At 67.8% G+C, this 25,052-nt stretch carries 18 protein-coding genes and 1 pseudogene; 9 read left to right on the forward strand and 10 right to left on the reverse strand.

Going from position 1 to position 25,052, the window contains the following annotated elements; genetic code table 11:
* The first annotated feature begins 144 nt into the window (after window positions 1–144).
* The gene (sulA, locus tag FSV73_RS18500) at window positions 145–642 is read left to right on the forward strand and encodes an SOS-induced cell division inhibitor SulA (RefSeq protein ID WP_145009554.1); all 498 of its coding nucleotides are present in this window, start codon (window positions 145–147) and stop codon (window positions 640–642) included.
* A 68-nt stretch (window positions 643–710) separates the two neighbouring features.
* Here the strand turns inward: sulA and FSV73_RS18505 are convergent, their stop codons facing one another.
* From FSV73_RS18505 to fadB, 6 genes are all read right to left on the reverse strand, one after another.
* A complete protein-coding gene (locus tag FSV73_RS18505) occupies window positions 711–947 on the reverse strand; it encodes a hypothetical protein (protein WP_007162387.1) in 237 nt (78 codons plus the stop codon).
* A 134-nt stretch (window positions 948–1,081) separates the two neighbouring features.
* Window positions 1,082–1,600: a DUF6586 family protein gene (locus FSV73_RS18510; RefSeq protein ID WP_145009557.1), complete on the reverse strand. Its 519-nt coding sequence runs from the start codon at window positions 1,598–1,600 to the stop codon at window positions 1,082–1,084.
* A gap of 59 nt (window positions 1,601–1,659) precedes the next feature.
* Window positions 1,660–4,266 (reverse strand): type I DNA topoisomerase, encoded by a 2,607-nt coding sequence (topA, locus tag FSV73_RS18515; protein ID WP_145009560.1) that lies wholly within the window; start codon window positions 4,264–4,266, stop codon window positions 1,660–1,662.
* A gap of 149 nt (window positions 4,267–4,415) precedes the next feature.
* Window positions 4,416–4,667 carry a DUF1653 domain-containing protein gene (locus FSV73_RS18520; RefSeq protein WP_186309269.1) on the reverse strand — a complete coding sequence of 84 codons (252 nt, stop codon included), beginning with the start codon at window positions 4,665–4,667 and terminating at the stop codon, window positions 4,416–4,418.
* 69 nt (window positions 4,668–4,736) lie between these two features.
* Window positions 4,737–5,915 carry an acetyl-CoA C-acyltransferase FadA gene (gene fadA, locus FSV73_RS18525; RefSeq protein WP_145009563.1) on the reverse strand — a complete coding sequence of 393 codons (1,179 nt, stop codon included), beginning with the start codon at window positions 5,913–5,915 and terminating at the stop codon, window positions 4,737–4,739.
* Between the two features lie 18 nt (window positions 5,916–5,933).
* Window positions 5,934–8,081: a fatty acid oxidation complex subunit alpha FadB gene (gene fadB, locus FSV73_RS18530; RefSeq protein WP_145009566.1), complete on the reverse strand. Its 2,148-nt coding sequence runs from the start codon at window positions 8,079–8,081 to the stop codon at window positions 5,934–5,936.
* Between the two features lie 416 nt (window positions 8,082–8,497).
* On the opposite strand from fadB, the gene FSV73_RS18535 reads away from it, so the two are divergent.
* Window positions 8,498–8,938, forward strand: coding sequence for a universal stress protein (locus FSV73_RS18535; protein ID WP_007162381.1), 441 nt, complete (start codon window positions 8,498–8,500; stop codon window positions 8,936–8,938).
* 18 nt (window positions 8,939–8,956) lie between these two features.
* Here the strand turns inward: FSV73_RS18535 and FSV73_RS18540 are convergent, their stop codons facing one another.
* Window positions 8,957–10,870: an ATP-binding cassette domain-containing protein gene (locus FSV73_RS18540; protein ID WP_145009569.1), complete on the reverse strand. Its 1,914-nt coding sequence runs from the start codon at window positions 10,868–10,870 to the stop codon at window positions 8,957–8,959.
* A 220-nt stretch (window positions 10,871–11,090) separates the two neighbouring features.
* Between FSV73_RS18540 and FSV73_RS18545 the strand changes: the two genes are divergently transcribed.
* From FSV73_RS18545 to phnE, 5 genes and pseudogenes are all read left to right on the forward strand, one after another.
* A complete protein-coding gene (locus FSV73_RS18545) occupies window positions 11,091–13,019 on the forward strand; it encodes a transglycosylase SLT domain-containing protein (protein ID WP_145009572.1) in 1,929 nt (642 codons plus the stop codon).
* Between the two features lie 222 nt (window positions 13,020–13,241).
* On the forward strand, window positions 13,242–14,090 hold the full coding sequence (locus FSV73_RS18550; RefSeq protein WP_145009575.1) for a putative selenate ABC transporter substrate-binding protein: 849 nt from the start codon (window positions 13,242–13,244) through the stop codon (window positions 14,088–14,090).
* The gene (locus FSV73_RS18555) at window positions 14,087–14,896 is read left to right on the forward strand and encodes a phosphonate ABC transporter ATP-binding protein (RefSeq protein WP_145009578.1); all 810 of its coding nucleotides are present in this window, start codon (window positions 14,087–14,089) and stop codon (window positions 14,894–14,896) included. Before FSV73_RS18550 ends, FSV73_RS18555 begins: the two co-directional genes overlap by 4 nt.
* Window positions 14,890–15,702 (forward strand): annotated as a pseudogene (locus tag FSV73_RS25825) (PhnE/PtxC family ABC transporter permease); the annotation flags it as partial. The gene FSV73_RS18555 and the pseudogene FSV73_RS25825, both read left to right, overlap by 7 nt.
* A gap of 51 nt (window positions 15,703–15,753) precedes the next feature.
* On the forward strand, window positions 15,754–16,485 hold the full coding sequence (phnE, locus tag FSV73_RS25830) for a phosphonate ABC transporter, permease protein PhnE (protein WP_260856113.1): 732 nt from the start codon (window positions 15,754–15,756) through the stop codon (window positions 16,483–16,485).
* Here the strand turns inward: phnE and selA are convergent.
* Window positions 16,482–17,891 (reverse strand): L-seryl-tRNA(Sec) selenium transferase, encoded by a 1,410-nt coding sequence (gene selA, locus FSV73_RS18565; RefSeq protein WP_145009585.1) that lies wholly within the window; start codon window positions 17,889–17,891, stop codon window positions 16,482–16,484. The genes phnE and selA overlap by 4 nt on opposite strands.
* Window positions 17,892–18,149: 258 nt before the next feature.
* Between selA and FSV73_RS18570 the strand changes: the two genes are divergently transcribed.
* Together FSV73_RS18570 and FSV73_RS18575 are read left to right on the forward strand one after the other, a co-directional pair.
* On the forward strand, window positions 18,150–19,241 hold the full coding sequence (locus tag FSV73_RS18570; protein WP_145009589.1) for a hypothetical protein: 1,092 nt from the start codon (window positions 18,150–18,152) through the stop codon (window positions 19,239–19,241).
* 117 nt (window positions 19,242–19,358) lie between these two features.
* A complete protein-coding gene (locus FSV73_RS18575) occupies window positions 19,359–19,883 on the forward strand; it encodes an ankyrin repeat domain-containing protein (protein WP_145009592.1) in 525 nt (174 codons plus the stop codon).
* Here the strand turns inward: FSV73_RS18575 and FSV73_RS18580 are convergent, their stop codons facing one another.
* Entirely contained in the window at window positions 19,884–20,807 is a 924-nt protein-coding gene (locus tag FSV73_RS18580; RefSeq protein ID WP_145009595.1) for an SdiA-regulated domain-containing protein, read from the reverse strand.
* A 67-nt stretch (window positions 20,808–20,874) separates the two neighbouring features.
* Complete coding sequence (locus FSV73_RS18585) at window positions 20,875–24,870, reverse strand: Pls/PosA family non-ribosomal peptide synthetase (RefSeq protein WP_145009598.1); 3,996 nt, start codon at window positions 24,868–24,870, stop codon at window positions 20,875–20,877.
* Window positions 24,871–25,052 lie beyond the last annotated feature (182 nt).

The raw sequence follows: 25,052 nt of genomic DNA on the forward strand, positions 1-25,052 counted from the left end.
TGTTCGCCTTGCGCCGAAGTCTTGATCGGGGGTATCGGTTCGCGCTCCAGAAAGCGCTCAAGACCAGGCGGAGAACATTGACGTCATGTAGTGGTGGTACATGACCTCAAGTGGATTTGATCAAGTCGCCTCGAGGAGGTCGCCATGCAATTTCCCCTGATGTTCGATGCACCGCGCTCGTCCGTTCAAGAGCGGGAGCTGGCCCCCCTGCTGCTGCAGGAGCTGACCGCCTTCCTGCCCAAGCCCGGCAAGCCGGTACGGGAACTGCCGGTCGCTGCGCTGCCGGACACCTTCAGCGAGATGTCCCTGCACGGTAGCCAGGAGCAGTGCCTGCAACTGCTCGCACCCATCCTGCGGCAACTCAGCGAGAAGGACGATGCGCGCTGGCTGACCCTGGTCACCCCGCCCTCACTGCTCAGCAATGCCTGGCTGCGCAGCACCCACCTGAATCCCGAGCGCGTGCTCCTGTTGCAGACGCCCAGTGCGGCCAAGACGCTGCAACTGGCCTGCGAGGTACTGCGCAAGGGCCAGAGCCATACGGTGATCAGCTGGCTGCACGACCTGAGTGACGCGGGCAAGCAGCAATTGGCGCGCGCCGCGGCCCAGGGCAATAGCCAGAGCCTGAACATCAGATTCGCGTAATGGAAGGCGGGCGGTACGAGGCGTAGGGACGGCATTCCAGGACAGAATGCCGGTATCTCGGTAAGGGATCAGTGCAGGACGCGCGGTTGATCGTCGCGTTGCAGGCTATCGCCTTCGGCCAGTCGACCGGCCATCTGCACGCCCAGGTTGAACATGGCCTTGGCCACCTCGATCTGCTGTCCGTGCAGGAAATCCTTGGCATCGCTGGAGAACTCCAGGGTAACGAGGGCTTCCTCGTCGTCCGCACGGCGCAACACGATGCGACCATCGGAAAGTTCAACGATTTCCAGGTAGGCAGTAGTCATTCAGTATCTCCACAGCTAAGCGAACAGTGTAACAGCGTGGGGTCTGAGAGGCTGACCTGCCTGAGCCTTTTTCGACGGTCTGCAAGGCCCTCTTCCTGAAGGCCGCTGAGGACGAGCTACCAGGGCCGCGCGCCCTACCACTCGGTCATGGCGCCGCGAAAGCGGAGTGCCGTCTGCTTGAGGCTTTGGCGCCAGGCTTCCACCTCGTCCAGGCCCAGTTCCGGCTCGGCCGGCTCGAGACTGACCGCTTCGATCAGCGGCAGCGTCGGGTCCTGCTTGGGCCGACGAGCTGCCTGGGGCGGCTGCAACAGGCGCTGGTACTCGGCGATCAATCGCGCGAGCCAGGTTTCCGGGTTACCGGCCAACTCCGCCAGTTCACCCATCTCCGGACTGGGCGTCTCGTGCAGCGCCTCGGGGGAGAGCAACACCGCCAGCGAGGTGGCCTCCATGGTGGGATGCCGATAGAAACCCGCCACCTCCTGGCAGAGCCCCAGCAGGGCTCCGTGGAGGTGGAACAGGCAGGCTTCGCGTTCGGCCATGATGCGCCCCTGGCTATGCGCCGTGGGCGCGGCCTGGGCCGAGCGCCAGCTGTCCAGTGCCAGGCCGGCGAAGTAGAGCTTCTGGTTGGTCCGGGTGTAACGCTCGTTGGCCATGCCCTTCTCCTGCGACCGGCGCACCGGTCGGTTTCTCTCCCGCCAGGGTCGACTCAGCCCTAGCGCTTCTCTTCCACCTGCCACTTCTTGCCGTCGTAGAAGGCCTTCCAGCCGGTGGGCTTGCCCTCGACCTCAGTCTGCACGTACTGCTCCTTGGTCTTGCGGCTGAAGCGGATCACCGCCGGACGCCCCTCGCCATCCTTCACCGGGGCACTGAGCAGATAATGGTACTTGGGATCGATCTCGTCGCGATGGGGCAGCAATTCGCTGACCAGCGGCGCGCGGGTCTCGCGATTCTTCGGGAAACCACTGGCGGCCAGGAACAGGCCCGAGGCTCCGTCACGCAGCACATAGGTGTCGTCGACCTTCTCGCAGCGCAGCTCCGGCATGGGCACGGCATCCATTTTCGGCGGGGCCGGCTCGCCGTTCTTGAGCAGCTTGCGGGTGTTCTTGCAGGCCGGGTTGGTACAGCCGAAGAACTTGCCGAAGCGACCGGTCTTGAGCTGCATCTCACTGCCACACTTGTCGCATTCCAGCGACGGACCCTCGTAGCCCTTGATGCGATAGCTGCCCTCTTCGATCTCGTAGCCCGGGCAGTCGGGGTTGTTGCCGCAGACGTGCAGCTTGCGGTGCTCGTCGATCAGGTAGGCGTCCATCGCGGTGCTGCAGATGGGGCAACGGTGCTTGCCGCGCAGGACGAGGGACTCGGATTCGCCCTCGTCGTCTTCGGCGATCTCGTCGCCCGGCACCAGGTTGATGGTGGCTTTGCAGCGTTCCTTGGGCGGCAGGGCATAGCCCGAGCAGCCGAGGAAGACCCCGGTGGAGGCGGTGCGGATCATCATTGGCCGGCCGCAGACCTGGCAGGGAATGTCAGTCAGGGTGGGCTGGTTGGCCCTCATGCCCTTCTCGCCGGCCTCGGCGGTCTCCAGCTTCTGCTTGAAGTCGCCATAGAATTCGTCGAGCAGGTTCTTCCAGTCCCGCTCGCCCTGGGCAACGTTGTCCAGGTTGCCTTCCATGTTGGCGGTGAAGCTGAAGTCCATCAGGTTGGCAAAGCTTTCGTTGAGGCGATCGGTGACGATGTCACCCATCTTCTCGGCATAGAAACGGCGATTGTGCACCGTCACGTAGCCGCGATCCTGGATGGTGGAGATGATGGCGGCATAGGTGGACGGCCGGCCGATGCCGCGCTTCTCCAGCTCCTTGACCAGGCTGGCTTCGGAGAAGCGCGCCGGCGGCTTGGTGAAATGCTGGCTGGGGTCGAGCTTGACCAGGCCGAGGTCTTCGCCCTGCTTCATCTCGGGCAGGACATCGTCGTCGCCCGGCTTGCTCTGTTGCGGCAGCACGCGGGTGTAGCCATCGAACTTGAGGATGCGGCCACGGGCGCGCAACTCGAAGTCGCCCGCCGCCGCGGTCACGGTGGTGGACAGGTATTCGGCCGGTGGCATCTGGCAGGCCAGGAACTGGCGCCAGATCAGTTCGTACAGGCGCTCGGCGTCGCGCTCCATGCCCGACAGGCTGTTGGGCTTGACGTTGATATCGGACGGACGGATGGCCTCGTGAGCCTCCTGGGCGCCTTCGCGACTACCGTAGACATTGGCCTTTTCCGGCAGGTACTGCTTGCCAAACTCGCTCTCGATGTAGCCGCGGGCCATGGCGATGGCATCGCCCGAGAGGTTGGTCGAGTCGGTACGCATGTAGGTGATGTAGCCGGCCTCGTAGAGACGCTGGGCCATCATCATGGTCTTCTTCACCCCGAAGCCCAGGCGATTGCTCGCCGCCTGCTGCAGGGTGGAGGTGATGAAGGGTGCCGAGGGCTTGCTGCTGGTCGGCTTGTCTTCGCGCTTGGCGATGCGATAGGCAGCCTTTTCCAGCTTGGCCAGGGCGGCCTTGGCCTGGGCTTCGTTCAGCGGCTTGAAGGCTTCACCCTTCTCGCGCACCACCTCAAAACGCACCTGGGCCTTTTTCGGCGTGGCCAGGTCGGCGTGGATTTCCCAGTATTCCTCGGGGACGAAGGCGCGGATCTCGCGCTCGCGCTCCACCACCAGCTTGACCGCGACGGACTGCACCCGACCGGCGGACAGGCCACGGGCGATCTTCGACCACAGCAGCGGCGAGACCATGTAGCCAACCACGCGGTCGAGGAAGCGACGCGCCTGCTGGGCGTTGACGCGATTGATGTCCAGCTCGCCGGGCTGGGAGAAGGCCTCCTGGATGGCCTTCTTGGTGATCTCGTTGAAGACCACGCGCTTGTAGCGCGAGTCGTCGCCACCGATGGCTTCCCGCAGGTGCCAGGCGATGGCCTCCCCTTCGCGGTCCAAGTCGGTGGCGAGATAGACGGTGTCGGCGTCCTTGGCCAGCCGGCGCAGTTCCTCGATCACCTTTTCCTTGCCGGGCAGGATCTCGTAGTGCGCCTTCCAGCCATGCTCGGGGTCGACCCCCATGCGCGTGAACAGCTGGCGCCGGGCCTTTTCCTTGGGTGACAGCGCGGGCGCCTCGGCGGCGGTCTTGCGCGTCTTGGCGGCGGGCTCCTTGGCGGTGCCGGCGCCGCTGGTGGGAAGGTCGCGGATATGGCCGATGCTCGACTTCACCACGTACTGGTTGCCCAGATACTTGTTGATGGTCTTGGCCTTGGCCGGGGATTCCACGATGACCAGCGATTTACCCATGGGAGAGTCAGATTCCTGCTTGAAAGCGATGAGCGAGCGAAAGGCGAGCGCCGTAGCGGCGAATGGAGGACCGGACCGATTTCAGTCTGGTGCGCCGGGGGCGGTCGGCCAACGCGGCACCGCTATATATAGTGGCGATGTCGGCAAGGTCAAGGCTGGGTCTTGGCATCCAGACCCAAGGGATCGGCTTCGACGCTGATCAGCGCGAAGCGCGGCACCTGCTCGCCATCCACCTGGACGCTCTCGCGAAACATGCTCAGGGGCCGGGCCCAGAGACCATATTCGCCGTACAGCGCCTGATAGATGACCAGCTCTTCCTCGGTCTCCGAATGCCGGGCCACGCCCAGCACCCGATACTGCTGACCCTTGTAGTGGCGGTAGAGTCCCGTCTGCAATGCCATGTTCCACCTCGAAAAAAGAAAACCGGGGCGGCCCTGGGGGCGCCCCGGTCGGATGACGCGCGCCGCGGATCAGCGCAGGCGTTCGAATACCGTGGTGATGCCCTGGCCGAGACCCACGCACATGGTGGCCAGGCCGAAGGTGCCGTCGTTCTGTTTCATGACATTTAACAGCGTGCCTGAAATCCTGGCGCCAGAGCAACCGAAGGGGTGACCCAGGGCGATGGCGCCGCCGTGCAGGTTGACCTTCTCGTCCATCTTGTCCAGTACCTTGAGGTCCTTGAGCACCGGCAGGGCCTGGGCCGCGAAGGCTTCGTTGAGCTCGATGAAGTCGATGTCGGCGATGGTCAGGCCGGCGCGCTTGAGCGCCTTCTGCGAGGCCGGCACCGGCCCGTAGCCCATGATCGCCGGATCGACGCCGGCTACTGCCATGGAGCGGATCCTGGCCAGCGGCTGCAGGCCCAGGTCCTGGGCGCGCTGGGCCGACATGACCAGCATGCAGGAGGCGCCATCGGTGATCTGCGAGGACGTCCCCGCGGTCACGGTGCCGCCCTTGGGATTGAAGGCCGGCTTGAGCGCGGCCAGGCCCTCGACGGTGGTTTCCGGGCGAATGGTTTCGTCATGGCTGAAGACCTTGAGGAAACCGTTCTCGTCGTGACCTTCCAGGGGAATGATCTCGTCCTTGAACTTGCCTTCCTGGGTAGCCTTCCAGGCCAGCTGGTGCGAGCGATAGCCGAACTGGTCCTGGGCCTCGCGGGTGATGCCGTGCATCTTGCCGAGCATCTCGGCGGTCAGGCCCATCATGCCGGAAGCCTTGGCGGCGTGCAGCGACAGCTGGGGGTTGGGATCGACACCGTGCATCATGCCGACGTGGCCCATGTGCTCCACCCCGCCGACGACGAAGACGTCGCCGTTGCCGGTCTGGATCGCCTGGGCGGCGGTATGCAGGGCGCTCATGGACGAGCCGCACAGGCGGCTCACCGTCTGGGCGCCGCTGGTGTGGGGAATGCGGGTCAGCAACGACGCCATGCGGGCGATGTTCCAGCCCTGCTCCAGGGTCTGGTTGACGCAGCCCCAGATCACGTCTTCCACCTCGGCCGGATTGACCTGGGGATTGCGCTCCAGCACGGCGTCGATCAGCCGCGCGGAGAGGGTCTCGGCGCGGGTGTTGCGGTGCATGCCGCCCTTGGATCGGCCCATGGGCGTGCGGGCGAAGTCGACGATGACGACGTCTCTCGGATTAAGGCTCATCTTGTTCTGGCTCCTGGCTCAACCGAAGAAGCGTTGGCCGGCGGCGGCCATTTCGCGGAGTTTGGGGGTCGGGTGGTACAGCGGCCCGAGGTCGGCGTACTTATCGGCCATGGCGACGAATTCGGCCACGCCGAGGCTGTCGATGTAGCGCAGCGCACCACCGCGGAAGGGTGGGAAGCCGATGCCATAGATCAGGCCCATGTCGGCCTCGGCGGCGCTGTCGACGATACCGTCTTCCAGGCAGCGCACGGCTTCCAGGCACAGCGGCACCATCATCCGCTCGACGATCTCTTCATCAGTGAATTCACGCTGTTCGTAGGTGACCGGTGCCAGCACCTCGGCCACGGCCGGGTCGGCGACCTTCTTCGGCTTGCCCTTCTTGTCGGTCTCGTAGACGTAGAAGCCCTTGCCGTTCTTCTGGCCGAAGCGCTGGGCTTCGTAGAGGGCGTCCACCGCGGTCTTGCGGCTTTCCTTCATGCGCTCGGGGAAACCCTCGGCCATGACGTCGCGGGCGTGGTGGGCGGTGTCCATGCCGACCACGTCCATCAGGTAGGCCGGGCCCATGGGCCAGCCGAACTTCTCCATCAGCCGGTCAACCCGCTGGAAGTCGGCACCCTGGGCCAGCAGCGCGGCGAAGCCGCCGAAGTAGGGGAATAGAATGCGGTTGACCAAGAAGCCGGGGCAGTCGTTGACCACGATGGGGTTCTTGCCCATCTGGCGGGCATAGGCCACGGTGGTGGCGATGGCCTTCTCGCTGGTCTTCTCGCCGCGGATCACTTCCACCAGGGGCATCATGTGCACCGGGTTGAAGAAGTGCATGCCGCAGAAGTTTTCCGGACGCTTGAGCGCCTGCGCCAGCAGGCTGATGGAAATGGTCGAGGTGTTGGAGGTGAGGATGGCGTCCTCACGCACCTGGCCCTCCACTTCCGCCAGTACGGCCTGCTTGACCTTGGGATTCTCCACCACGGCCTCGACCACCAGGTCGACGCTCTTGAAGTCGCCATAGGACAGGGTCGGGCGGATGCGATTGAGCGCCTCGGCCATCTTTACCGGCTCCAGGCGACCCTTCTCGACGCGCTTGTTGAGCAGCTTGCTGGCTTCGCTCAGCCCCAGTTCCAGGGCCTCGTCGCGGATGTCCTTCATCAGGATCGGGGTGCCCTTGAGCGCGGACTGGTAGGCGATGCCGCCACCCATGATGCCGGCGCCCAGGACGCTGGTGAGCTTGACCGGCGCAGCCAGCTTCTCCAGCCCCTTGGCCTTGCGCTTGAGCGCCTGGTCGTTGAGGAACAGGCCCACCAGGCTGGCGGAGACCGAGGTCTGGGCCATCTTGGCGAAACCGGCGCCTTCCACTTCCAGGGCCTTGTCGCGACCGTAGTTGGCGGACTTCTGGATGGCCTTGATGGCTTCCAGCGGCGCCGGATAGTGCGGGCCGGCTTGGCTGGCGACGAAGCCCTTGGCCGATTCGAAGGCCATCATGGCTTCGATGGCGTTGAGCTGCAGCTTCTCCAGCTTGGGCTTGCGCTTGGCGCGGTAGTCCAGCTCGCCGGCGGCGGCGCGGCGGACCAGGTCCAGGGCGGCGTCGAACAGGTGCTCGGGGGCCACCACGGCATCGGCTACGCCGACCTTGAGGGCGGTGGCGGCGTCGTTTTCCTTGCCGGAGGCTATCCATTCGATGGCATTGTCGCTACCGATCAGGCGCGGCAGGCGCACGGTGCCACCCCAGCCCGGGTAGATGCCCAGCTTGACTTCCGGCAGGCCGATGCGCGCCGCGGTGCTCAGTACCCGGTAGTCGGCGGCCAGGGTCATCTCGCAGCCGCCACCCAGGGCGATGCCGCCCACCGCGGCCACGGTGGGGACCGGCAGGTCTTCGAAGTCGTTGAAGATGCGATTGATCTCGGCGATGCCGGCCTGCAGCTCTGCGGTCGGCCGGCCGAACATCTCGACGAATTCGGTGATGTCGGCGCCGACGATGAAGACGTCCTTGCCGCTGGTGACGATGACGCCGCGCAGGCCGGCGTGGGCTTTCAGGGCATCCACGGCCTGGCGGAATTCACGCAGGGTGATGGCGCTGAACTTGTTGACCGATTCGCCTTGGAGGTCGAAGCGAAGTTCGGCGATGCCGTCCTCCACGTCGCGCACCGAAAGGGCTTTGCCTTCGAAAATCATCAGCGGGTCTCCCTTGAGTCCTGGTCGCGAGGCGGGCGGTAGCTTCAGCTGGAAGCCGAGGATCGCCAGCCCCGATATTGTTCTGTGGAGGGCACCGGCCGGGCCGGGGCGAAAATTCATACAACCGTTTGAACGGCTCGCACAACCTTCTGGCAAAAGCGGGCGCTTGTCAATTGGGACGCAGGGGGAAAGCGCGGCCGGAGGTTCCAACGGCGGGCGCTTGAGCTTGTCGCGCTTCTGTGCAAGATAGCCGTGGAGCTATCCCCGACTCCTGGAGTCGAAACTACAAGTGGGCGAGAGTCTGCCTGACCAGCCGCCGCGCGAATTGCCGGTTCTGCCCAGTCAGTGCCTGAAGCCCGCGAATCGAGCGCCAGCCACGGTACGGCCTGGCGCCCCATCATGAAGGAGAGATGTGTATGGCCTACCAACACATATTGGTCGCCGTCGACCTGACCGAAGATTGCCAGCCGGTGATTCGCCGGGCGGTTGCCCTGGGTCAGTGCTGTGGCAGCAAGGTGTCGCTGGTGCACGTGGTCGAGCCCATGGCCATGGCCTTTGGCGGTGACGTGCCCATGGACCTGTCGTCGTTGCAGCAGCAGCAGATCGAGCAAGCCCGCGAGCGACTGGACGGTTTCACCACCCAGTACGCGGAACTGGCCGGCAACTGCGTGCTGGCCTACGGCCAACCGCGCCAGGAAATCCACCGCATGGCCAAGGAACAGGGTTGCGACCTCATCGTGGTCGGCAGCCATGGGCGTCACGGCCTGGCACTGCTGCTGGGCTCGACGTCCAACGACCTGTTGCACGGCGCGCCCTGCGATACCCTGGCGGTGGCCCTGAAGAAAGACAAAGCCTGATCCCGCAGCCGGGCTGGATTACTCCAGCTCGGCCCAGCGCTCGATGAGGCGGTCCAGCTCGGCCTGCAACGCGTCCATGCGGGCGAGCTTGGCTTGGGTGACCTCGCCCGGCAGCTGGTAGAAGCCCGGATCGGCGATGGCGGTCTGCAAGGCTTCCAGCTCGATCTCCGCGGTTTCGATGGCGGCTGGCAGGGCATCCAGCTCACGCTGCTCCTTGTAGCTGAGCTTGCGCTTGGCCGGTGCCGCTGCGGCGGCTACGGGCGCTGCCACCGGTGCCGGCTCGACCTTGGCGACCGGTTGCGCCGGCTTGTCCTCGCGGGTCTGCACACCCAGCAGGCGTGGCGAGCCACCCTGGCGCAGCCAGTCCTGGTAGCCACCGACGTATTCCCGTACCTGCCCTTCCCCTTCGAACACCAGGGTGCTGGTCACCACGTTGTCGAGGAAGGCCCGGTCGTGGCTGACCATCAGCACCGTGCCCTCGAAACTCAGCAGCACCTCTTCGAGCAATTCCAGGGTCTCGACGTCGAGGTCGTTGGTGGGTTCGTCCAGCACCAGCAGATTGGCCGGCTTGCTGAACAGCTTGGCCAGCAGCAGCCGGGCCCGCTCGCCGCCGGACAGCGCCTTGACCGGGGTCCGCGCCCGCTGGGGGCTGAACAGGAAGTCGCCGAGGTAGCTCAGCACATGGCGGTCCTGGCCGTTGATGGTAATGAATTCCCGGCCTTCGGCAAGGTTGTCGATCACCGTCTTTTCCGGCTCCAGTTGCAGGCGCAGCTGGTCGAAATAGGCGATCTCCAGCTTGGTGCCGTACTGGATCGTGCCGGCGGTGGGCTGCAGATCGCCCAGCAGCAGCTTGAGCAGGGTGGTCTTGCCGGAGCCATTGGGGCCGAGCAGGCCGATGCGGTCGCCGCGCTGGATCAGCAGGGTCAGGTCGCGGATCAGCGGCTCGCCACCGGGATGGGCGTAGCTCATGTGCTCGGCGAGGATGACCTGCTTGCCGGACTTGTCGGCCGTCTCCAGCAGGAGGTTGGCCTTGCCCTGGCGTTCGCGCCGCTCGCTGCGTTCGTTGCGCATGGCCTTGAGGGCGCGGACGCGGCCTTCGTTGCGGGTACGCCGGGCCTTGATGCCCTGGCGGATCCACACCTCTTCCTGGGCCAGGCGCTTGTCGAACAGGGCATTGGCGGTTTCTTCCGCCGCCAGCTGCTGCTCCTTGTGCACCAGGAAGCTGGCGTAGTCGCCCTGCCAGTCGATCAGGTTGCCGCGATCCAGTTCGAGGATGCGGGTGGCCAGGGCCTGCAGGAAGGCACGGTCGTGGGTGATGAACAGCACGGCACCGGGATAGCCGCGCAGGGCCTCTTCCAGCCAGGCGATGGCGCCGATGTCCAGGTGGTTGGTGGGTTCGTCGAGCAGCAGCAGATCGGGCTCGGCCACCAGCGCCTGGGCCAGCAGCACGCGCCGGCGCCAGCCACCGGAAAGTTCGGCCAGGGTCTTCTCGGCCGGCAGTTGCAACCGGCTCAGGGTGCTGTCCACCAGTTGCTGCAGGCGCCAGCCGTCGCGCGCCTCCAGCTCCTGCTGCACGCGCATGAGGTGGTCCATGTCCAGCTCGCCGCTGGTGTCCTGGGTCAGGTGGTGATACTCGGCGAGCAGTTCGCCGACCCCGGCCAGGCCCGCGGCCACCACGTCGAACACGGTGCGGTCGTCGGCGCGTGGCAATTCCTGCGGCAGTTCGCCGATCTTGATCGCCGGGGCGCGCCAGACTTCGCCGTCGTCGGCCTGCTGCTCGCCCTTGACGATGCGCAGCAGGCTGGATTTACCGGTGCCGTTGCGACCGATGATGCATACCCGCTCGCCCCGTTCGATCTGCCAGGACACCCCGTCCAGCAAGGGGGTGACGCCAAAGGCCAGGGATACGTTGGTGAACTTGAGCAGCGCCATGGGTTTCTCCGCGAAAAATGGCGCCCAGTCTAGCAGAGACAGCCACCTGCCCGGCGCTCGCCGCCAGCCGGCGAAACGCCCATGCCGCCCGACGGCAGGCCATGGCCGACGCTTTCGCCACCTGGCGCCGGCACGTAAGCTAGACTGCCCCGTGACGGTCGGCCGCTTGCCCTGGGCAGCGCGCGCCGCCCCCTCCGCATCCAGCTTTTACGGAATTCCCATGCGCGGTCGCCTGTTCGTCATCCTGCCCCTGCTCCTCGCTCCGCTGATCGCCTCCACCACGTCGCAGGCCGCTCCCCTGGAGCAGCAGCGGCAACTCTACGACCAGGCCAAGGCGGCGCTGGACAAGGGTGACGCCAGCGTCTACCTGGCCAATCGCGGCGAATTGCGCACCTATCCGCTGGAGCCCTACCTAGCCTACGACGAGCTGATCAAGCGCGTCCCCGGTGCCAGCGACGCCGAGATCGAGACCTTTCTCGCCGAGCACGGCGACCTGCCGCAGTCCAACTGGCTGCGCCTGCGCTGGCTGCGCAGCCTAGCCGATCGCGGCGACTGGAATCGTTTCGAGAAATACTATTCGCCCGACTTCAACTTCACCGAACTGGATTGCCTGCACGGCCAGTACCTGATCGCCCAGGGCAATGCCAGCGAGGGCTTCAAGCTGGCGGAAAAATACTGGCTGGCCGGCAAGCCCCAGCCGACCACCTGCGACGGCCTGTTCCAGGCCTGGGCGGCGCGCGGGCAACTCACCGAGGAGCGGGTCTGGGAACGCGCCAAGACCGCCGCCGACAAGGGCGAGTACGGCCTGGTCCGGTCGCTGTCCGCCCAGTTGCCGACCCTGGCCAGCCAGGCCCAGCGGTTGATCGAGGTGGCCCAGAAGCCGCAGCAGATCGCCAATGTCCAGGCCTTCGCCCCGGCCAGCGAAAGCCTCGCCGACGTGGTCGGCCTGGGGCTGCGCAAGCTGGCGCGGCAGGACCCGGAACAGGCCATGGGCCTGCTCGAGGTCTACAGCCAGCGCATGCCCTTCACCCGCGACGAGAAGGTGGCCATCGCCCGCCAGATCGGCCTGACCCTGGCGAAGAACTTCGATCCGCGCGCCCTGCCACTGATGGAGCGCTACGATCCCGAGCTGCGCGACGACGATGTCAGCGAATGGCGCGCGCGGCTGCTACTACGCCTGGGTCGCTGGAGCGATGCCCACGCGCTGATCGAGCGTTTCCCGCCGAGCCTGGCCAAGGCCAATCGCTGGGAATATTGGCGCGCCCGTACCCTGGAGCTGATGCAGCCACAGAGTCCGTCGGTGCTGCGTGAATACGCCGAGGTCAGTCGCGAGCGCGACTACTACGGCTTCCTCGCCGCCGATCGCAGCAAGGCGCCCTACCAGCTTAACAACAAGCCGCTGGTGCTCAGCGAGGCGCTCAAGCGCAAGGTGCGCAACACCCCGGGCGTGCAGCGCGCCCTGGAATTCATCGCCCGTGGCGAGCCGATCAATGCGCGCCGCGAGTGGTTCTACGTCAGTCGCCATTTCAACCGCGACGAACTGGTGGCCCAGGCGCGCCTGGCCTATGACATGCAGTGGTACTTCCCGGCCATCCGCACCATCAGCCTGGCCAAGTACTGGGACGACCTGGACGTGCGCTTCCCCATCGCCTACCGCGAGAGCTTTGTGCGCGAAGCCCAGACCCGCGGCCTGCACAGCAGCTGGGTGTTCGCCATCACGCGCCAGGAGAGTGGCTTCATGGCCGATGCCCGCTCCGGGGTGGGTGCCATGGGCCTGATGCAGCTGATGCCGGCCACCGCCAGCCATACCGCCAGCAAGTTCGCGATTCCCCTGGCCTCGCCGCAGCAGGCGCTGACGCCGGAGAAGAACATCGAGCTGGGGACCGCCTACCTGTCCATGGTCCATGCCCAGTTCAACGGCAACCGGGTGCTGGCCTCGGCGGCCTACAACGCCGGACCCGGCCGGGTGAAGCGCTGGCTGACCGGTGCGCGCCACCTGGCCTTCGACGTCTGGGTGGAGACCATTCCCTTCGACGAGACGCGGCAATACGTGCAGAACGTGCTGGCCTATGCGGTGATCTACGGCCAGAAGCTCAATGCGCCGCAACCCCTGGTGGACTGGAACGAGCGTTTCTTCGACGAGACCTGAGCGCCCTCGCCTTGCGCCGGAGCCCTTCGCCGTGGACGCGCCGGGCCTGGCGGGCCCGCTGCGCAATACGCGGGCCAGAGCGCGTGCGGCAGCCTGCCGGCGCGCACCGAGCCGCCCGCTGCGTTAGCCGGCCGCCCCCTGGCCTGACGCTCGAGCTGCGGAAAACACCGCGAGCCCCTATACTGCAGCCCCTTTTTTTCCGCTATTGAACCGGAGAAACCCATGCTCAAGCGTTCGCTGGCCCTGGCAGCAGGCCTGGCCCTGTCCCTGACGTCCCTGCTTTCCCACGCCGCCGCCGAATTGCGCGTCTCGGCCATCCCCGACGAGGCACCCACCGAGCTGATCCGCAAGTTCAAGCCGCTGGGCGAATACCTGGAGCAACGCCTGGGTATGCCGGTCAAGTTCATTCCGGTGTCCGACTATGCCGGCGTGGTGGAAGCCATGGCCTCAGATCGCCTGGACCTGGCCTGGTTCGGCGGCTTCACCTTCGTCCAGGCGCAGCGCAAGGCGCCGATGACGCCCCTGGTGCAGCGCGTGGAAGATCAGCAGTTCACCAGCAAGTTCATCACCGCCGACCCGGCCGTGAAGACCCTGCAGGACCTCAAGGGCAAGACCTTCGCCTTCGGCTCGGTCTCGTCCACCTCGGGTAGCCTGATGCCGCGCTATTTCATGCAGCAGGAAGGCATCGTGCCCGAGCAGTTCTTCTCGCGGGTGGCCTACTCCGGCGCCCACGACGCCACCGTCGCCTGGGTCGCCGCGGGCAAGGCCGACGCCGGCGTGCTCAACGCCTCGGTGTGGCAGAAGCTGGTCGACGCCGGCAAGGTCGACACCAGCAAGGTCCGGGTGATCTCTACCACCCCGGCCTTCTACGACTACAACTGGACGGTGCGCGGCAACCTGGATCCGCAACTGGCGGCCAAGATCAAGCAGGCCTTCCTCGACCTGGACCCGGCCAAGCCGGCGGACAAGGCCATCCTCGACCTGCAGGCGGCCAGCCGCTTCGTGCCGACCTCGCCGGACAACTACAAGAGCATCGAGGCTTCCGCCCTGGCAGCCGGCCTGCTCAAGTGAGTCTCGCCCTCAGGGGCGTGAGGCTGGTCCACGCCGATGGTACGCCGGCCCTCGCCGATCTGGACCTGCGCCTGGAACAGGGTGAGCAGGTCGCGCTGATCGGCCCCTCCGGTGCCGGCAAGACCAGCCTGCTGCGCCTGCTGGCCACCGGCCTGCGGCCGGCCGCGGGCCAGCTGGAGCTGCTCGGCGAGGATCCCTGGGCGCTGGGCAACGCTGCGCGGCGGCTGTTGCGCGCCCGCATCGGCCTGATCCACCAGGCGCCACCGCTGCCCGCGCGGCAGAGGGTCATCACCGCGGTGCTCGCCGGGCGCCTCGGCCAGTGGTCACTGGCGCGCAGCCTGGTCAGCCTGGTGCATCCGCTGGACCGTGCCGGCGCTGCCGCGGCCCTGGCGCCGCTAAACCTGGCCGACCGCCTCTATGCCTCTTGCGACCAGCTCTCCGGTGGCCAGTTGCAGCGCGTCGGCATCGCCCGGGCGCTCTACCAGCAGCCACAGCTGCTGCTCGCCGACGAACCCGTCTCGGCCATGGACCCGGTGCTGGCCGGCCATACCCTGGGGGTACTGGGCGACGCCGCGACCCGCCAGGGCACTACCCTGGTCACCAGCCTGCACAACGTCGAGCTGGCGTTGCAGCGCTATCCCCGTATCCTCGGCCTGCGCGCCGGCCGCCTGCTGTGGGACAAGCCCGCCAGCGCCGTGACTGCCGCCGACCTGGCCGAGCTCTATGCCAACGAGGGGCTGGGCACGGCCCTGCCGCCCGCGACGCCCGCCGCCGCCGAAGCCCCCCTCGATCTGCCGCGATGCTGAAGCCGCCCTATTGGGACCCCGCTGCCTGGCCCCGCCTGCTGTTGACCCTGCTGGCCCTGCTGCTGGCCTGGCCGACACTGCGCCTGGCGGAATTCGATCTGCGGGGTCTCTTCAGCGGCGACAACGCCCGTACCATGGGCAACTTTCTCGCCGGCTTCTGGCCACCGGCCCATGACGCCGACTTTCTCGCCGTGCTGGGTCGCGCCACCCTGGAAACCCTGGCCATCGCCACCCTGGGCATGGCCCTGGCCGCACTCATCGCCCTGCCCGCCGCCCTGCTCGCCACCCGCGTCCTGTCGATTTCCGCCCTGCCCCGGGCCGGGCGACCGGGACCACTGCCACGGCTGCTGCGAGGGCTGATTCGCACGGTGCTGATCGTCCTGCGCAGCGTGCCGGAGATCGTCTGGGCGCTGCTGTTCGTGCGCGCCGTGGGCCTGGGCCCCACCGCCGGGGTGCTGGCCATCGCCATCACCTATGGCGGCATGCTCGGCAAGGTCTATGCGGAGATCTTCGAGTCGGTCGATCCACGCCCGGCGCGCGCCCTGCTGCTGCAAGGCGCCGGGCGGTTGCCGGCGTTCGTCTATGGCGTGCTGCCCACGGCCGCGGGCGAGATGATTTCCTACAGCGTCTATCGCTGGGAGTGCGCCATCCGCGCCTCGGTGGTGATGGGCTTCGTCGGCGCGGGTGGCCTCGGCCAGCAGGTCGACCTGTCGCTGCGCATGTTCGCCGGCGGCGAGGTGGCCAGCCTGTTGCTGACCTTCCTGGTGCTGGTGCTGCTGGCCGATGTGCTCAGTCGCCTGCTGCGCCAGGTGGAACGCGGCCAGGGCCGTGGCCGCGGTCCCTTGACGGTGCTGGCGATGGGGGTGGCGCTGCTGGCCTCTGCCAGCTACCTGGGCACCGCCTTCGGCGAATTGCTGAGCGCGCGTGCCCTGGGCCAGATGGGCAGCTTCCTGGCCGACTTCCTCAAACCCGACTTCTCGCTCGGCCAATTGACCGCCGTGGCCCGCGGCGCGGTGGAGACCCTGGCCATGTCGGCCCTGGGCACCCTGCTCGCCGGGCTGCTCGGCATCCTGCTGGCGCTGCCGGCGGCCGGACGGCTTGGCCTGGCCGCCCTGGCCCTGGCGCGACTGCTGCTCAATGCCCTGCGCGCCGTACCCGAGCTGGTCTGGGCGGCGCTGATGGTCCTGGCGGCGGGTCTCGGCCCCAATGCCGGGACCCTGGCCCTGGCCCTGCACACCGCCGGGGTGCTGGGTCGGCTGTTCGCCGAAGCCTTGGAGAACACGCCCAAGGCCCCCGCCGAGGCCATTCGCCTGGCCGGGGGCGGCCCTCTGGCGGCCTTTCTCTACGGCACCCTGCCGGCGGTCTGGCCACAGTTGCTGGCCTATCTGCTCTATCGCTGGGAAAACAACATCCGCATGGCCAGCATCCTCGGTTTCGTCGGCGCCGGCGGCCTGGGGCAGCAGCTGTATTTCAGCCTCAGCCTGTTCCAGCAGGCCCAGGCCGCCACGGTGATCCTCGGCATGCTGGTGCTGGTGCTGGGCGTGGACCTGCTGAGCAACTGGGCCCGGCAGCGCTGGGTCGTCCGCTAACCAATCTCCGGCAGCAACAGCGCTGGCAGTTGCGCGAGAAAGGCCGCTTCGTCGTCGAGCTGGCGCAGGTCCAGCCAGAGGGCGTCGGCGTCGATCCGGCCCACCACCGGGATGGGTAGCTGGCGCAGCCCTTCTTCCAGTTGCCGCAAGGCGCGCCCGCGCAGCCGTTTGCTGACCTGGGGGCGACAGCACAGGGCCGCGCCGGGCAGCCGTGCCACCGGCTGGGCGCCACTGCCGATCATGCCCAGCGCCGGCTCCACGCTGACCGCATAGGTATCACCCAGGACCGCGGCGAAGGTGGGTAGCAGGCGCTCGGCCTGGGTGGTGATGTCCGCGGCCGGGCGCGACAGCAGCCGCAGGCTAGGCAGTCGTTCGGCCAGTCGATCCGGATCGCGATAGAGCGCCAGGGTCGCCTCCAGGGCGGCCAGGGTCAGCTTGTCCACCCGCAGGGCGCGCTTGAGCGGATTCTTCTTGATGCGCTCGATGAGGTCGCGACGACCGACGATGAGGCCGCACTGGGGCCCGCCGAGCAGCTTGTCGCCACTGAAGGTGACCAGATCCGCACCGTCGCGCAGGGCCTGCTGCACCGTGGGTTCGGCCGGCAGGCCCCAGCGCGTCAGGTCCACCAGGGTGCCACTGCCCAGGTCTTCCAGCAGGGGGACCTGGTGGGCGCGCGCAATGGCGGCCAGCTCCGCGGTGGCGACGCTGGCGGTGAAGCCCTGGACGCTGTAGTTGCTGGTGTGCACCCGCATCAGCAGCGCGGTGCGCGGGCCGATGGCGGCTTCGTAGTCGCGCGCATGGGTACGGTTGGTGGTGCCCACCTCAACCAGCTTGACGCCGGCGCGGGCCATGATGTCGGGGATGCGAAAGGCGCCACCGATCTCGATCAGCTCGCCGCGCGACAGCACTCCCTCCTTGCGCGCGCCGATGGCGTGCAGGGCCAGCAGCACGGCGGCGGCGTTGTTGTTGACCACGGTCACCGCTTCGGCACCGGTGAGCTCGCGTACCAGCTCGGCCACCAGGTCATCGCGGTCGCCGCGCTTGCCGGTGGCCAGATCGAATTCCAGGTTCATCGGCTGGCGTGCCGCCTCGGTGACCGCGGCGATGGCCTCTTCCGCCAGCAGCGCCCGCCCCAGGTTGGTGTGCAACACCGTACCGGTCAGGTTGAACACCCGCCGCACCCGCGGCCGGCTGCGCAGGGCCAGGCGCTCGCCCAGGCGGCCGGCCAGTACACCCTCCTCCACCTCCACGGCGGTGAGGGTGCCGGCTTTCAGGGCGTCGCGCAGATCGTCCAGCAGCGAGCGGTAGCCACCGAGGACCTGCTCGCGGCCATGGCGCTCCTCCAGCGGACGCGAAGCGGGATGGCGCAGCAGGCGGTCGATGGACGGCAGGCGAATGGCGGTCATGGAAGCCCCTTGGGTCGAGTCGATCCCCAGTGTAGCCCGAACCCGCGGCGGGTCGCCCAGGCTTCCCGTCGCCCACCCGGCGTGGCTGGCGCGGCCCGCCGCCAGACCGCGCGCGTCTGGAAATGACCCCCGGGTTCCCGGATTGCCGCGCGGCAGAGGCCGTCCTAGGATGGATTTTCGAGCCTTTTCCTTGCCCCGGCAGCCGAAGGCTTGGCGACGACCCCGTCCACCGCCGACAAAAACAACAAAGGTGCCGCCATGTCCAAGAAGACCTCCCCCTGGGCCAGCGATGGCCTCCTCGACCACAGCGACCTCGTCAGCCTCGGCAACTTCACCTACCTGCAGGCGTTGCAGAGTGGCGCGGCTACCACGGTGCACCAGACCGCTGCGGCCGTCACGCCGACGGTCAGCGAATTCCTCAACGGTGCCATCAGCGAGTATGTGCTGGGCGGCACCCCGGACGGCATGCGGCCCTTTCTGGTCGATGGCCACCCACTGACGCTGCACAACTCGCTCAACGGCGCCGTGGCCCATACCTGGATCACCGCCGAGAACCAGATCCTCATCACCAACGCTGGTACTACTCGCGGCGAGAATCTGCTGATCGATCCCCTGGCCACCGCGGGTGGCCTGCTCAGTGACCTGCAGATCCTCGGCCAGCAGGTCTCCAGCGCCCAGCGGCAGTCGCTGGACTTCGCCCACCAGGTGATCGAGGCGGCGGCCAAGCAGGGCTACGGCACCCAGGACATCTTCGTCACCGGCCATTCCCTGGGTGGCATCTCGGCGGAATACGTCGCCCAGCAGACCGGCCTCGGCGGCATCAGCTTCGAGGCCTCGGGCATTCCTCGGGACGTGCACGCCGCGGGCCAGGGTGACAACTTCGTCAATGTGGTCACCCTCGGTGATCCGGTGGCCAACTACAGCTCCGACATCCATGGCGAACAGCCCTTCGCACCCAGCTTCGTCAGCCAGGCCGAGGGTGGCGGCAGCCTGCCGCACTATGGCTCGCTGTTTTTGATCGGTGCCCAGGCCGACCAGCATGACCTAAGCCAGGCGGCGGCCAAGGTCGGCTACCTGTTCAACGGCGACAACGGCGGCCAGGTCAATCCACTGGGGGCGGCCCTGCATCCGCTCAGCGTCGCCGCCGGGATCGCCGAAGCGGCGCGCCTGATCGCCGAATTCCATCTGCCAGCCGCCGAATACACCAACCTCGGGGTGACCCCTACCGGCGGCTTTCTCGACACCCTGCCGGCGCAGATCGGCACGGCCCATGGTCCGGTGCTGATGGTCGGCAACTACAGCGTGGCGGAGTTACAGGCCTTTGCCGAGACCCACGCGACCTTTGGCTAGCCGGCTCGCGGCGCTCTTCTTTCGCCGCCGCGAGAGAACTCCCCCCTGCCGTTCGGGTCTGCCCTCCTATCGCCCGGGACCCCGAGGGTCCCGCCCGCCTTAGCCGAGGAGAGCACCATGACCGCAGACGGTCCCCAGCGCATGACCGATGAAGAAGCCCAGGAATTCGCCACCGAGGTGTTCAACCTCGCCCGTACCGGCAATGCCGAGGTACTGGCCCTGGTGCTGGACAAGGGGCTGACGCCCAACCTGCGCAATCACAAGGGCGACAGCCTGCTGATGCTGGCCAGCTACCACGGTCACCTGGAGGCCAGTCGCGTGCTGCTGGAGCATCAGGCCGATCCGAATCTGGCCAACGACATGGGGCAGTCACCGCTGGCCGGGGCGGCCTTCAAGAACAACCTGGCCATGGCCGAGTTGCTGCTGGACCAGGGCGCCGCGGTGGAAGGCGCCATGCCCGATGGCAAGACCGCCCTGATGATGGCGGCCATGTTCAACCACGTGCAGATGGTGGAGCTGCTGGTGGCCCGCGGCGCCGATCCCCGGGCGCGCGACGCCGCCGGCAACACGGCGCTGAGCGTGGCCCGCGCCATGGGCGCCCAGGATACGCCGGCCGTGCTGGAGCGCCTGGGCGGCGCCTGATCAGCGTTTCTGGTAGCGATAGAAGAGGTTGGGTTCGCTGACCACATAGAGGTTGCCCGCCGTATCCAGGGTGACCCCTTCGGGCTGGCGGATGCGCCGCGACAGGCCGCCGAAGGGCGCCGCCAGGGAGCGGGTATCCAGGGTCCGGCCCTGGTCGTCGAGTTCGATCAGCACCCGTGACTCGTCGCTGAGCAGCAGCAGGTGCCCGGTGCGGCGGTCGACGTGGATGGCGGAGAGATCGCCGGTGCTGGGTGCCTGGTCCAGCCAGGCCTGGCGATCGATGATGCGCAGGGCGAAGTCGCCATCGAAGCTCTTGAGCAGGCCCCGGATTTCATAGAGCTTGCGCGGCGAGTGCTCCTTGACCACGAACAGGCGATCCCGGGTGGCATCGTAGTCCAGCCCTTCGAAGCCCTGGTTGGCGCGGGGGAAGAGATCCAGGGTGAGACTGCGATAGTCGCTGCGCCGCAGCACGTCGTCCCCTTCCGGAATGTCGACCAGGGTCAGGGCATTGGCGCCCTCTTCCGCCAGCAGCAGGCGATCATCGCCCAGGTAGGTCACGCCTTCGACGTCGTCGAAGCCTTCCAGGCGATGCCGTTCCAGCAGATCGCCGTCACGACTCAGGGCCAGCAGCTCGGGCGGGTTGTTGACCACCGCCCAGAGGCGATCACGCACCGGGTCGTAGCTGAGGTCGGAGAGATTCTCGGTGATGCCGGCCACCGGCTTGGCTTCCACCGCCACCCGGTAGCGGCCGAGCTCCAGTGACGTCCGGGGCTCGCTCTGCCATTGCTGGCCGAGCCAGAACAGCAGCTGGCTATCCAGGTGGCTGCCGCGCAGGCCCTGGGTCAGCCCCAGTGCCAGCAATAGGGCCAGGCCCAGCAGCCAGCCGGTCCGTCCGATCCTGATCCGTCGTACCCAAGCCGTCATTGCCTTGCCCCGTCATCGTTGTACGGGGCGGAGTATCCAGGGCTGTCTTTATAGTTGTATGACAGCCCTAGCGACGAGGCTGGACGGGGTTACCTTCCCAACGCGACCGCGCTGGCAGGGTTTCGCCCTTCATCACCAGCGACAGCGGCCCCAGTTCGACGTCGTCGCCGACCCGGGCGCCATAGAGCACCACGCTGCGCGGGCCCAGATTGACGCCGGCGCCCAGGTCCACCTCGCCGACCTTCATCACCCGGTCTTCGAACAGATGGGTCTGGGGCCCGGCCAGGGCGTTGAGTTCGCCGTGGTCGCCGAGGCGCACGCAGTCGAATTCGGTGAGGTCGGTGGTATCCAGGTAGGTGCCGCGGCCCAGGCGCGCGCCGAGCAGGCGCAGGGCCAGCGGCAGCCACGGCGTGCCGCGCAGGGTAGCGAGCAGGTTGGGTACCGCCAGGGTTTCGTAGAGGCTGGTAATGGCCTCGCTGCGCCAGACGAAGAAGGTCCACATGGGCGCCGAACGCGGGCGATAGCGCCCCACCACCAGCCACTTGAGCGCCAGCACCACCGCGAAGCTGGCCAGGGCGAAGACGCTGCCGGCCAGCAGGGTCTCGCCCAGCAGGCTCAGCCAGGCCCCCTGCTGCCACAGTGGTACCAGGGCTTCGGCGATGGCGCAGCCGGCGGCCACGGTGAAGCCGGTGGGCAGCACGATCCGCAGCGCCTCGATCAGGCCGCGGACCAGGCGCCGCCAGGGCGCCGGGCGGAAGGTCAGGCTTTCCGGGTAGCCGGTGAGGGTTTCCCGCGCCGGCAGCCGCACCGCCGGCGAGCCGAGCCAGGTCTCGCCCTGGCGCAGGGGCACGCCCTCGTCGAGCCGCCCCAGCACGCCGACCAGGGCATCCTCGGGAATATGGCAGCCGTCGGCCACGTAGGCGCCGTTACCGACGAAGCTGCGGCGGGCGACGGAGGTGCGCTTGAGGGTGATCCAGCCCTGGGCGATCTGCTCGTCACCCAGCATCACGGCATCGGCGATGAAGGTTTCGTCGCCGAGCTCCAGCAGCGACGACACCGGGCCCTGGGCGGTGGAGATCTCCGCATCTCGGCCGACCCGGGCACCCAGCAGGCGGTACCAGAGGGACGAGTAGACCGTCGCATAGAGCCCCTGCAGGCTTTGCAGTGCCGACTCCTGGATCAGGTTGGCCAGCCACTTGCGCCAGTAGAAGAGGCTGTCGACCGACCACTGGCCCTCCTCCAGGCGCGGCAGGATCAGCCGCCGCGCCAGGGCGCAACCAAGCAGCGTCAGGGCGACGCTGACCACGCCCAGCGGCAGGGCCAGCACGCCGTACTGCAGGGCGTCGAGCACGAGCGAAGAGGTGTGCCACCAGGGCAGGCCACCGAGGCTTTCCAGTGCGTCGATCAGCAGCGCCAGGGGGAACAGCGGCATGAAGAACAGCACGGACACCGCCAGGCCGCTCACGGCATAGAGGGCGTTCAGCAGACTGCGCTTGGCGCGGGAGCTGGGCGCCGGCGGCGCGACGCGGGCAGCCACGGCGCCCTGGTCATGGGCGGGGGCACCGCCCCAGTTGCGCCCGGCCGGCACCCGCTGTCCGGCGCGGAGCGCGGACTGGGCCTGCAGCCGACCGCTGTTACCGATGGCGGTATCGCCTTCGAGCACGGCGTAGGAACCGACCTGAACCTCCTGGCCCAGCGCCACGGCGCCGAGCAGCAATTCGCCACGCAGCACCCAGGCGTTCTCGAAATTGACCCCGTTGCCCAGGCTCACGCCCTGCCCCAGGGTCAGCAACTCGGGGACGCGCAAGGTATAGGTACCGATGAAGGCCTGGTCACCGACCCGGGCGCCCAGCAGCCGCAGCCAGCCCCGTGCCAGCGGCGAGCCGCTGAGCAGGTAGGCCGGCGCCAGGGACAGGAAGCGCTCGCCCAGCCACCAGCGGTAGTAGGTCAGGCCCCACAACGGATAGCGGCCGGCTTCCAGGCGACCGGTCAGGCGCTTGCCGACCAGGGCCACGGCGAATTCCAGGCCGATGGCCAGGACGAACAGACTCAGGGCGGTGAGCATGGCCACGGGCACTGCCGTGCCGGTGTGGATCAGCAGGGGAAAGGCCAGGAAGGGCGCCAGCCAGCGGCCCAGGCGCAGGGTCAGCAGCGGCGGCAGGGCCACCGCCTGGGCCAGGCCGCAACGCCAGCGGCGCCAGCGACTCGGCGGTGCCCAGGCCTCGGTGGCGGTCGCCTGGCCGGCCGCGGCGGCGTCCGTCTCCAGGGCCTCGGCGATGGCGCCCAGGGTCCGGCCGGCGTAGACCGCCTTGACCGTGGCGCTGGCATAGCGCGAGTCCTGGCGCAGCCGCGAGACCAGGCGGGCGGCGAACAGCGAATGGCCACCCAGGTCATCGAAGAAATCCAGCTCGGCCCGCAGGGCCTGGCCGGGGAACAGCTCGGCGGTAGCCGCCAGCACCGCCCCCAGCGCGCCACTGGTCGCGGCGACCGGGGCCACGGCGGCGATGGCCAGCGGCCGGGCGCGCAGCTGCTTGCGATCGATCTTGCCGGAATTCAGCCGCGGCATCTCGCCGAGCCACTCGAAGCGGCTCGGTACCATGTACAGCGGCAGGCAGCCGGCCAGTTCGGTGCGCAGGAGGTCGCTGCGCGGCACCGGCCCGCCATCGCCGACCAAGAAGGCCACCAGTTGCTCCACGCCGGCCTCTTCGCGCAGCACCACGGCCACGGTGCCCACCCCGGGCTGCCGCGCCAGGGTGGCTTCGATCTCGCCCAGCTCCACCCGATAGCCGCGGATCTTCACCTGGTCGTCGACCCGGCCCAGGCAATGCACCTGGCCGTGTTCGTCGACCCGGGCCAGATCGCCGGTGCGATAGAGCTTGAGGTCGTGGCTGCCGGTGCTCCAGGGATTGGCCAGGAATTTCTCGGCGGTCAGCTCCGGACGGCCGAGGTAACCGTCGGCGACGCCCGGGCCGGTGATGCAGAGTTCGCCCACCTGGTCACGCGGCAGCAGCGCCAGCGGCTGGCTGGCATCGGCAGGCACCACCAGCAGGCTGTAGTTGGGCAGCGGCCGGCCGATGGTCACCGCTTCGCCCGGCTGCAATCGCGCCAGGCTCGCCGAGACGGTCGCTTCGCTCGGCCCATAGGTGTTGAACAGCCGCCGCTGCGGCCGGCTCCAGCGCGCCACCAGCGGCTCGGGGCACATCTCGCCGCCGAGGTTGATCAGCCGCAGGCTGGGGACGTCTTCCGGCAGCAGTGCCAGCAGGGTCGGCACCACGTGCAGCACGCTGATGCGATTGGCGGTCAGCGCCCGGGCCAGGGCCTCGGGGTCGGCGGTGATTTCCCGCGGGGCCAGCCAGAGGGTGGCGCCCACCAGGTAGCTGATCCAGATCTCTTCGAAGGACATGTCGAAGGCCACCGAGAAGCCCTGGTAGACCCGGTCGCCGGCCTCGATGCCGAGCAGCGAGTTCTCGCTGCGCAGGAAGTGGCAGATGCTGTCCTGGCGGATACCGATGCCCTTGGGCTTGCCGGTGGAGCCGGAGGTGTAGATCAGGTAGGCGAGGTTGTCCGGGGATACCTGGCCGCGGCGGCGCAGGGTCTCGCCATTGCCCAAGGGAGCGCTCAGCAGGGCCGGCGTCCAGCACTGCAGACCCGGGCGCGCCAGCAGATCGGCGAAGAGCGTCCCGGTGATCACACCCACGGCCTGGGCATCCTCCAGGCAGAGGGCCACGCGCTCGGCCGGGGTCTCGGCATCGCAGGGCAGCCAGGCGGCGCCGGTCTTGGCGATGGCCAGCTGCATCACCAGCAGCTCGATCCCGCGCGGCAGCCAGAGGCCGACCACCCGGCCGGGGCCGGCGCCAGCCGCCAGCAGCCGCGAGGCGGCGCGATCGGCCCAGGCGTCCAGCTCGCCGTAGCTCAGGCTGCGCTCGCCCTCAAGCAGCGCCGGCCGTTCCGGCGCCCGCGCCGCGGTGGCCTCGAACAGATCGGCGAGGACTTCATCGCGACACAGATCGGGACGCGCAGCGCCTTCGACCAGACTGAGGGAAAGTTCGGCAAGTGCTTCCATGGGGACAGCCTCTGGTTGTTTAGCGCAGTTTGTATCTCCCGGGTTACGCGCTCCTTAAGGAAGCATTAGGGTTTGCTTAAGGCTGGCCGGACGTGGCGCCGCGCGAACAACAACCGCTCTGGAATGCGGATCCTGCGTACTCACCATTGGTCGACGATGGACGGTCGCCTACTGGCGAGGCC

Origin of the sequence: Pseudomonas oryzihabitans, assembly GCF_007665395.1 — a bacterium.
Lineage (GTDB): Bacteria > Pseudomonadota > Gammaproteobacteria > Pseudomonadales > Pseudomonadaceae > Chryseomonas > Chryseomonas psychrotolerans_C.

What these genes read in the sequence shown, in the direction of transcription:
- sulA (WP_145009554.1), top strand. Translation starts at nt 145, where the DNA reads ATGCAATTTCCCCTGATGTTCGATGCACCGCGCTCGTCCGTTCAAGAG.
- FSV73_RS18545 (WP_145009572.1), top strand. Translation starts at nt 11,091, where the DNA reads ATGCGCGGTCGCCTGTTCGTCATCCTGCCCCTGCTCCTCGCTCCGCTG.
- FSV73_RS18535 (WP_007162381.1), top strand. Translation starts at nt 8,498, where the DNA reads ATGGCCTACCAACACATATTGGTCGCCGTCGACCTGACCGAAGATTGC.
- topA (WP_145009560.1), bottom strand. Translation starts at nt 4,266, where the DNA reads ATGGGTAAATCGCTGGTCATCGTGGAATCCCCGGCCAAGGCCAAGACC.
- FSV73_RS18505 (WP_007162387.1), bottom strand. Translation starts at nt 947, where the DNA reads ATGACTACTGCCTACCTGGAAATCGTTGAACTTTCCGATGGTCGCATC.
- FSV73_RS18580 (WP_145009595.1), bottom strand. Translation starts at nt 20,807, where the DNA reads ATGACGGCTTGGGTACGACGGATCAGGATCGGACGGACCGGCTGGCTG.
- FSV73_RS18510 (WP_145009557.1), bottom strand. Translation starts at nt 1,600, where the DNA reads ATGGCCAACGAGCGTTACACCCGGACCAACCAGAAGCTCTACTTCGCC.
- FSV73_RS18520 (WP_186309269.1), bottom strand. Translation starts at nt 4,667, where the DNA reads ATGGCATTGCAGACGGGACTCTACCGCCACTACAAGGGTCAGCAGTAT.
- selA (WP_145009585.1), bottom strand. Translation starts at nt 17,891, where the DNA reads ATGACCGCCATTCGCCTGCCGTCCATCGACCGCCTGCTGCGCCATCCC.
- FSV73_RS18575 (WP_145009592.1), top strand. Translation starts at nt 19,359, where the DNA reads ATGACCGCAGACGGTCCCCAGCGCATGACCGATGAAGAAGCCCAGGAA.
- phnE (WP_260856113.1), top strand. Translation starts at nt 15,754, where the DNA reads ATGGGGGTGGCGCTGCTGGCCTCTGCCAGCTACCTGGGCACCGCCTTC.
- FSV73_RS18570 (WP_145009589.1), top strand. Translation starts at nt 18,150, where the DNA reads ATGTCCAAGAAGACCTCCCCCTGGGCCAGCGATGGCCTCCTCGACCAC.
- FSV73_RS18585 (WP_145009598.1), bottom strand. Translation starts at nt 24,870, where the DNA reads ATGGAAGCACTTGCCGAACTTTCCCTCAGTCTGGTCGAAGGCGCTGCG.
- fadB (WP_145009566.1), bottom strand. Translation starts at nt 8,081, where the DNA reads ATGATTTTCGAAGGCAAAGCCCTTTCGGTGCGCGACGTGGAGGACGGC.
- FSV73_RS18550 (WP_145009575.1), top strand. Translation starts at nt 13,242, where the DNA reads ATGCTCAAGCGTTCGCTGGCCCTGGCAGCAGGCCTGGCCCTGTCCCTG.
- fadA (WP_145009563.1), bottom strand. Translation starts at nt 5,915, where the DNA reads ATGAGCCTTAATCCGAGAGACGTCGTCATCGTCGACTTCGCCCGCACG.
- FSV73_RS18540 (WP_145009569.1), bottom strand. Translation starts at nt 10,870, where the DNA reads ATGGCGCTGCTCAAGTTCACCAACGTATCCCTGGCCTTTGGCGTCACC.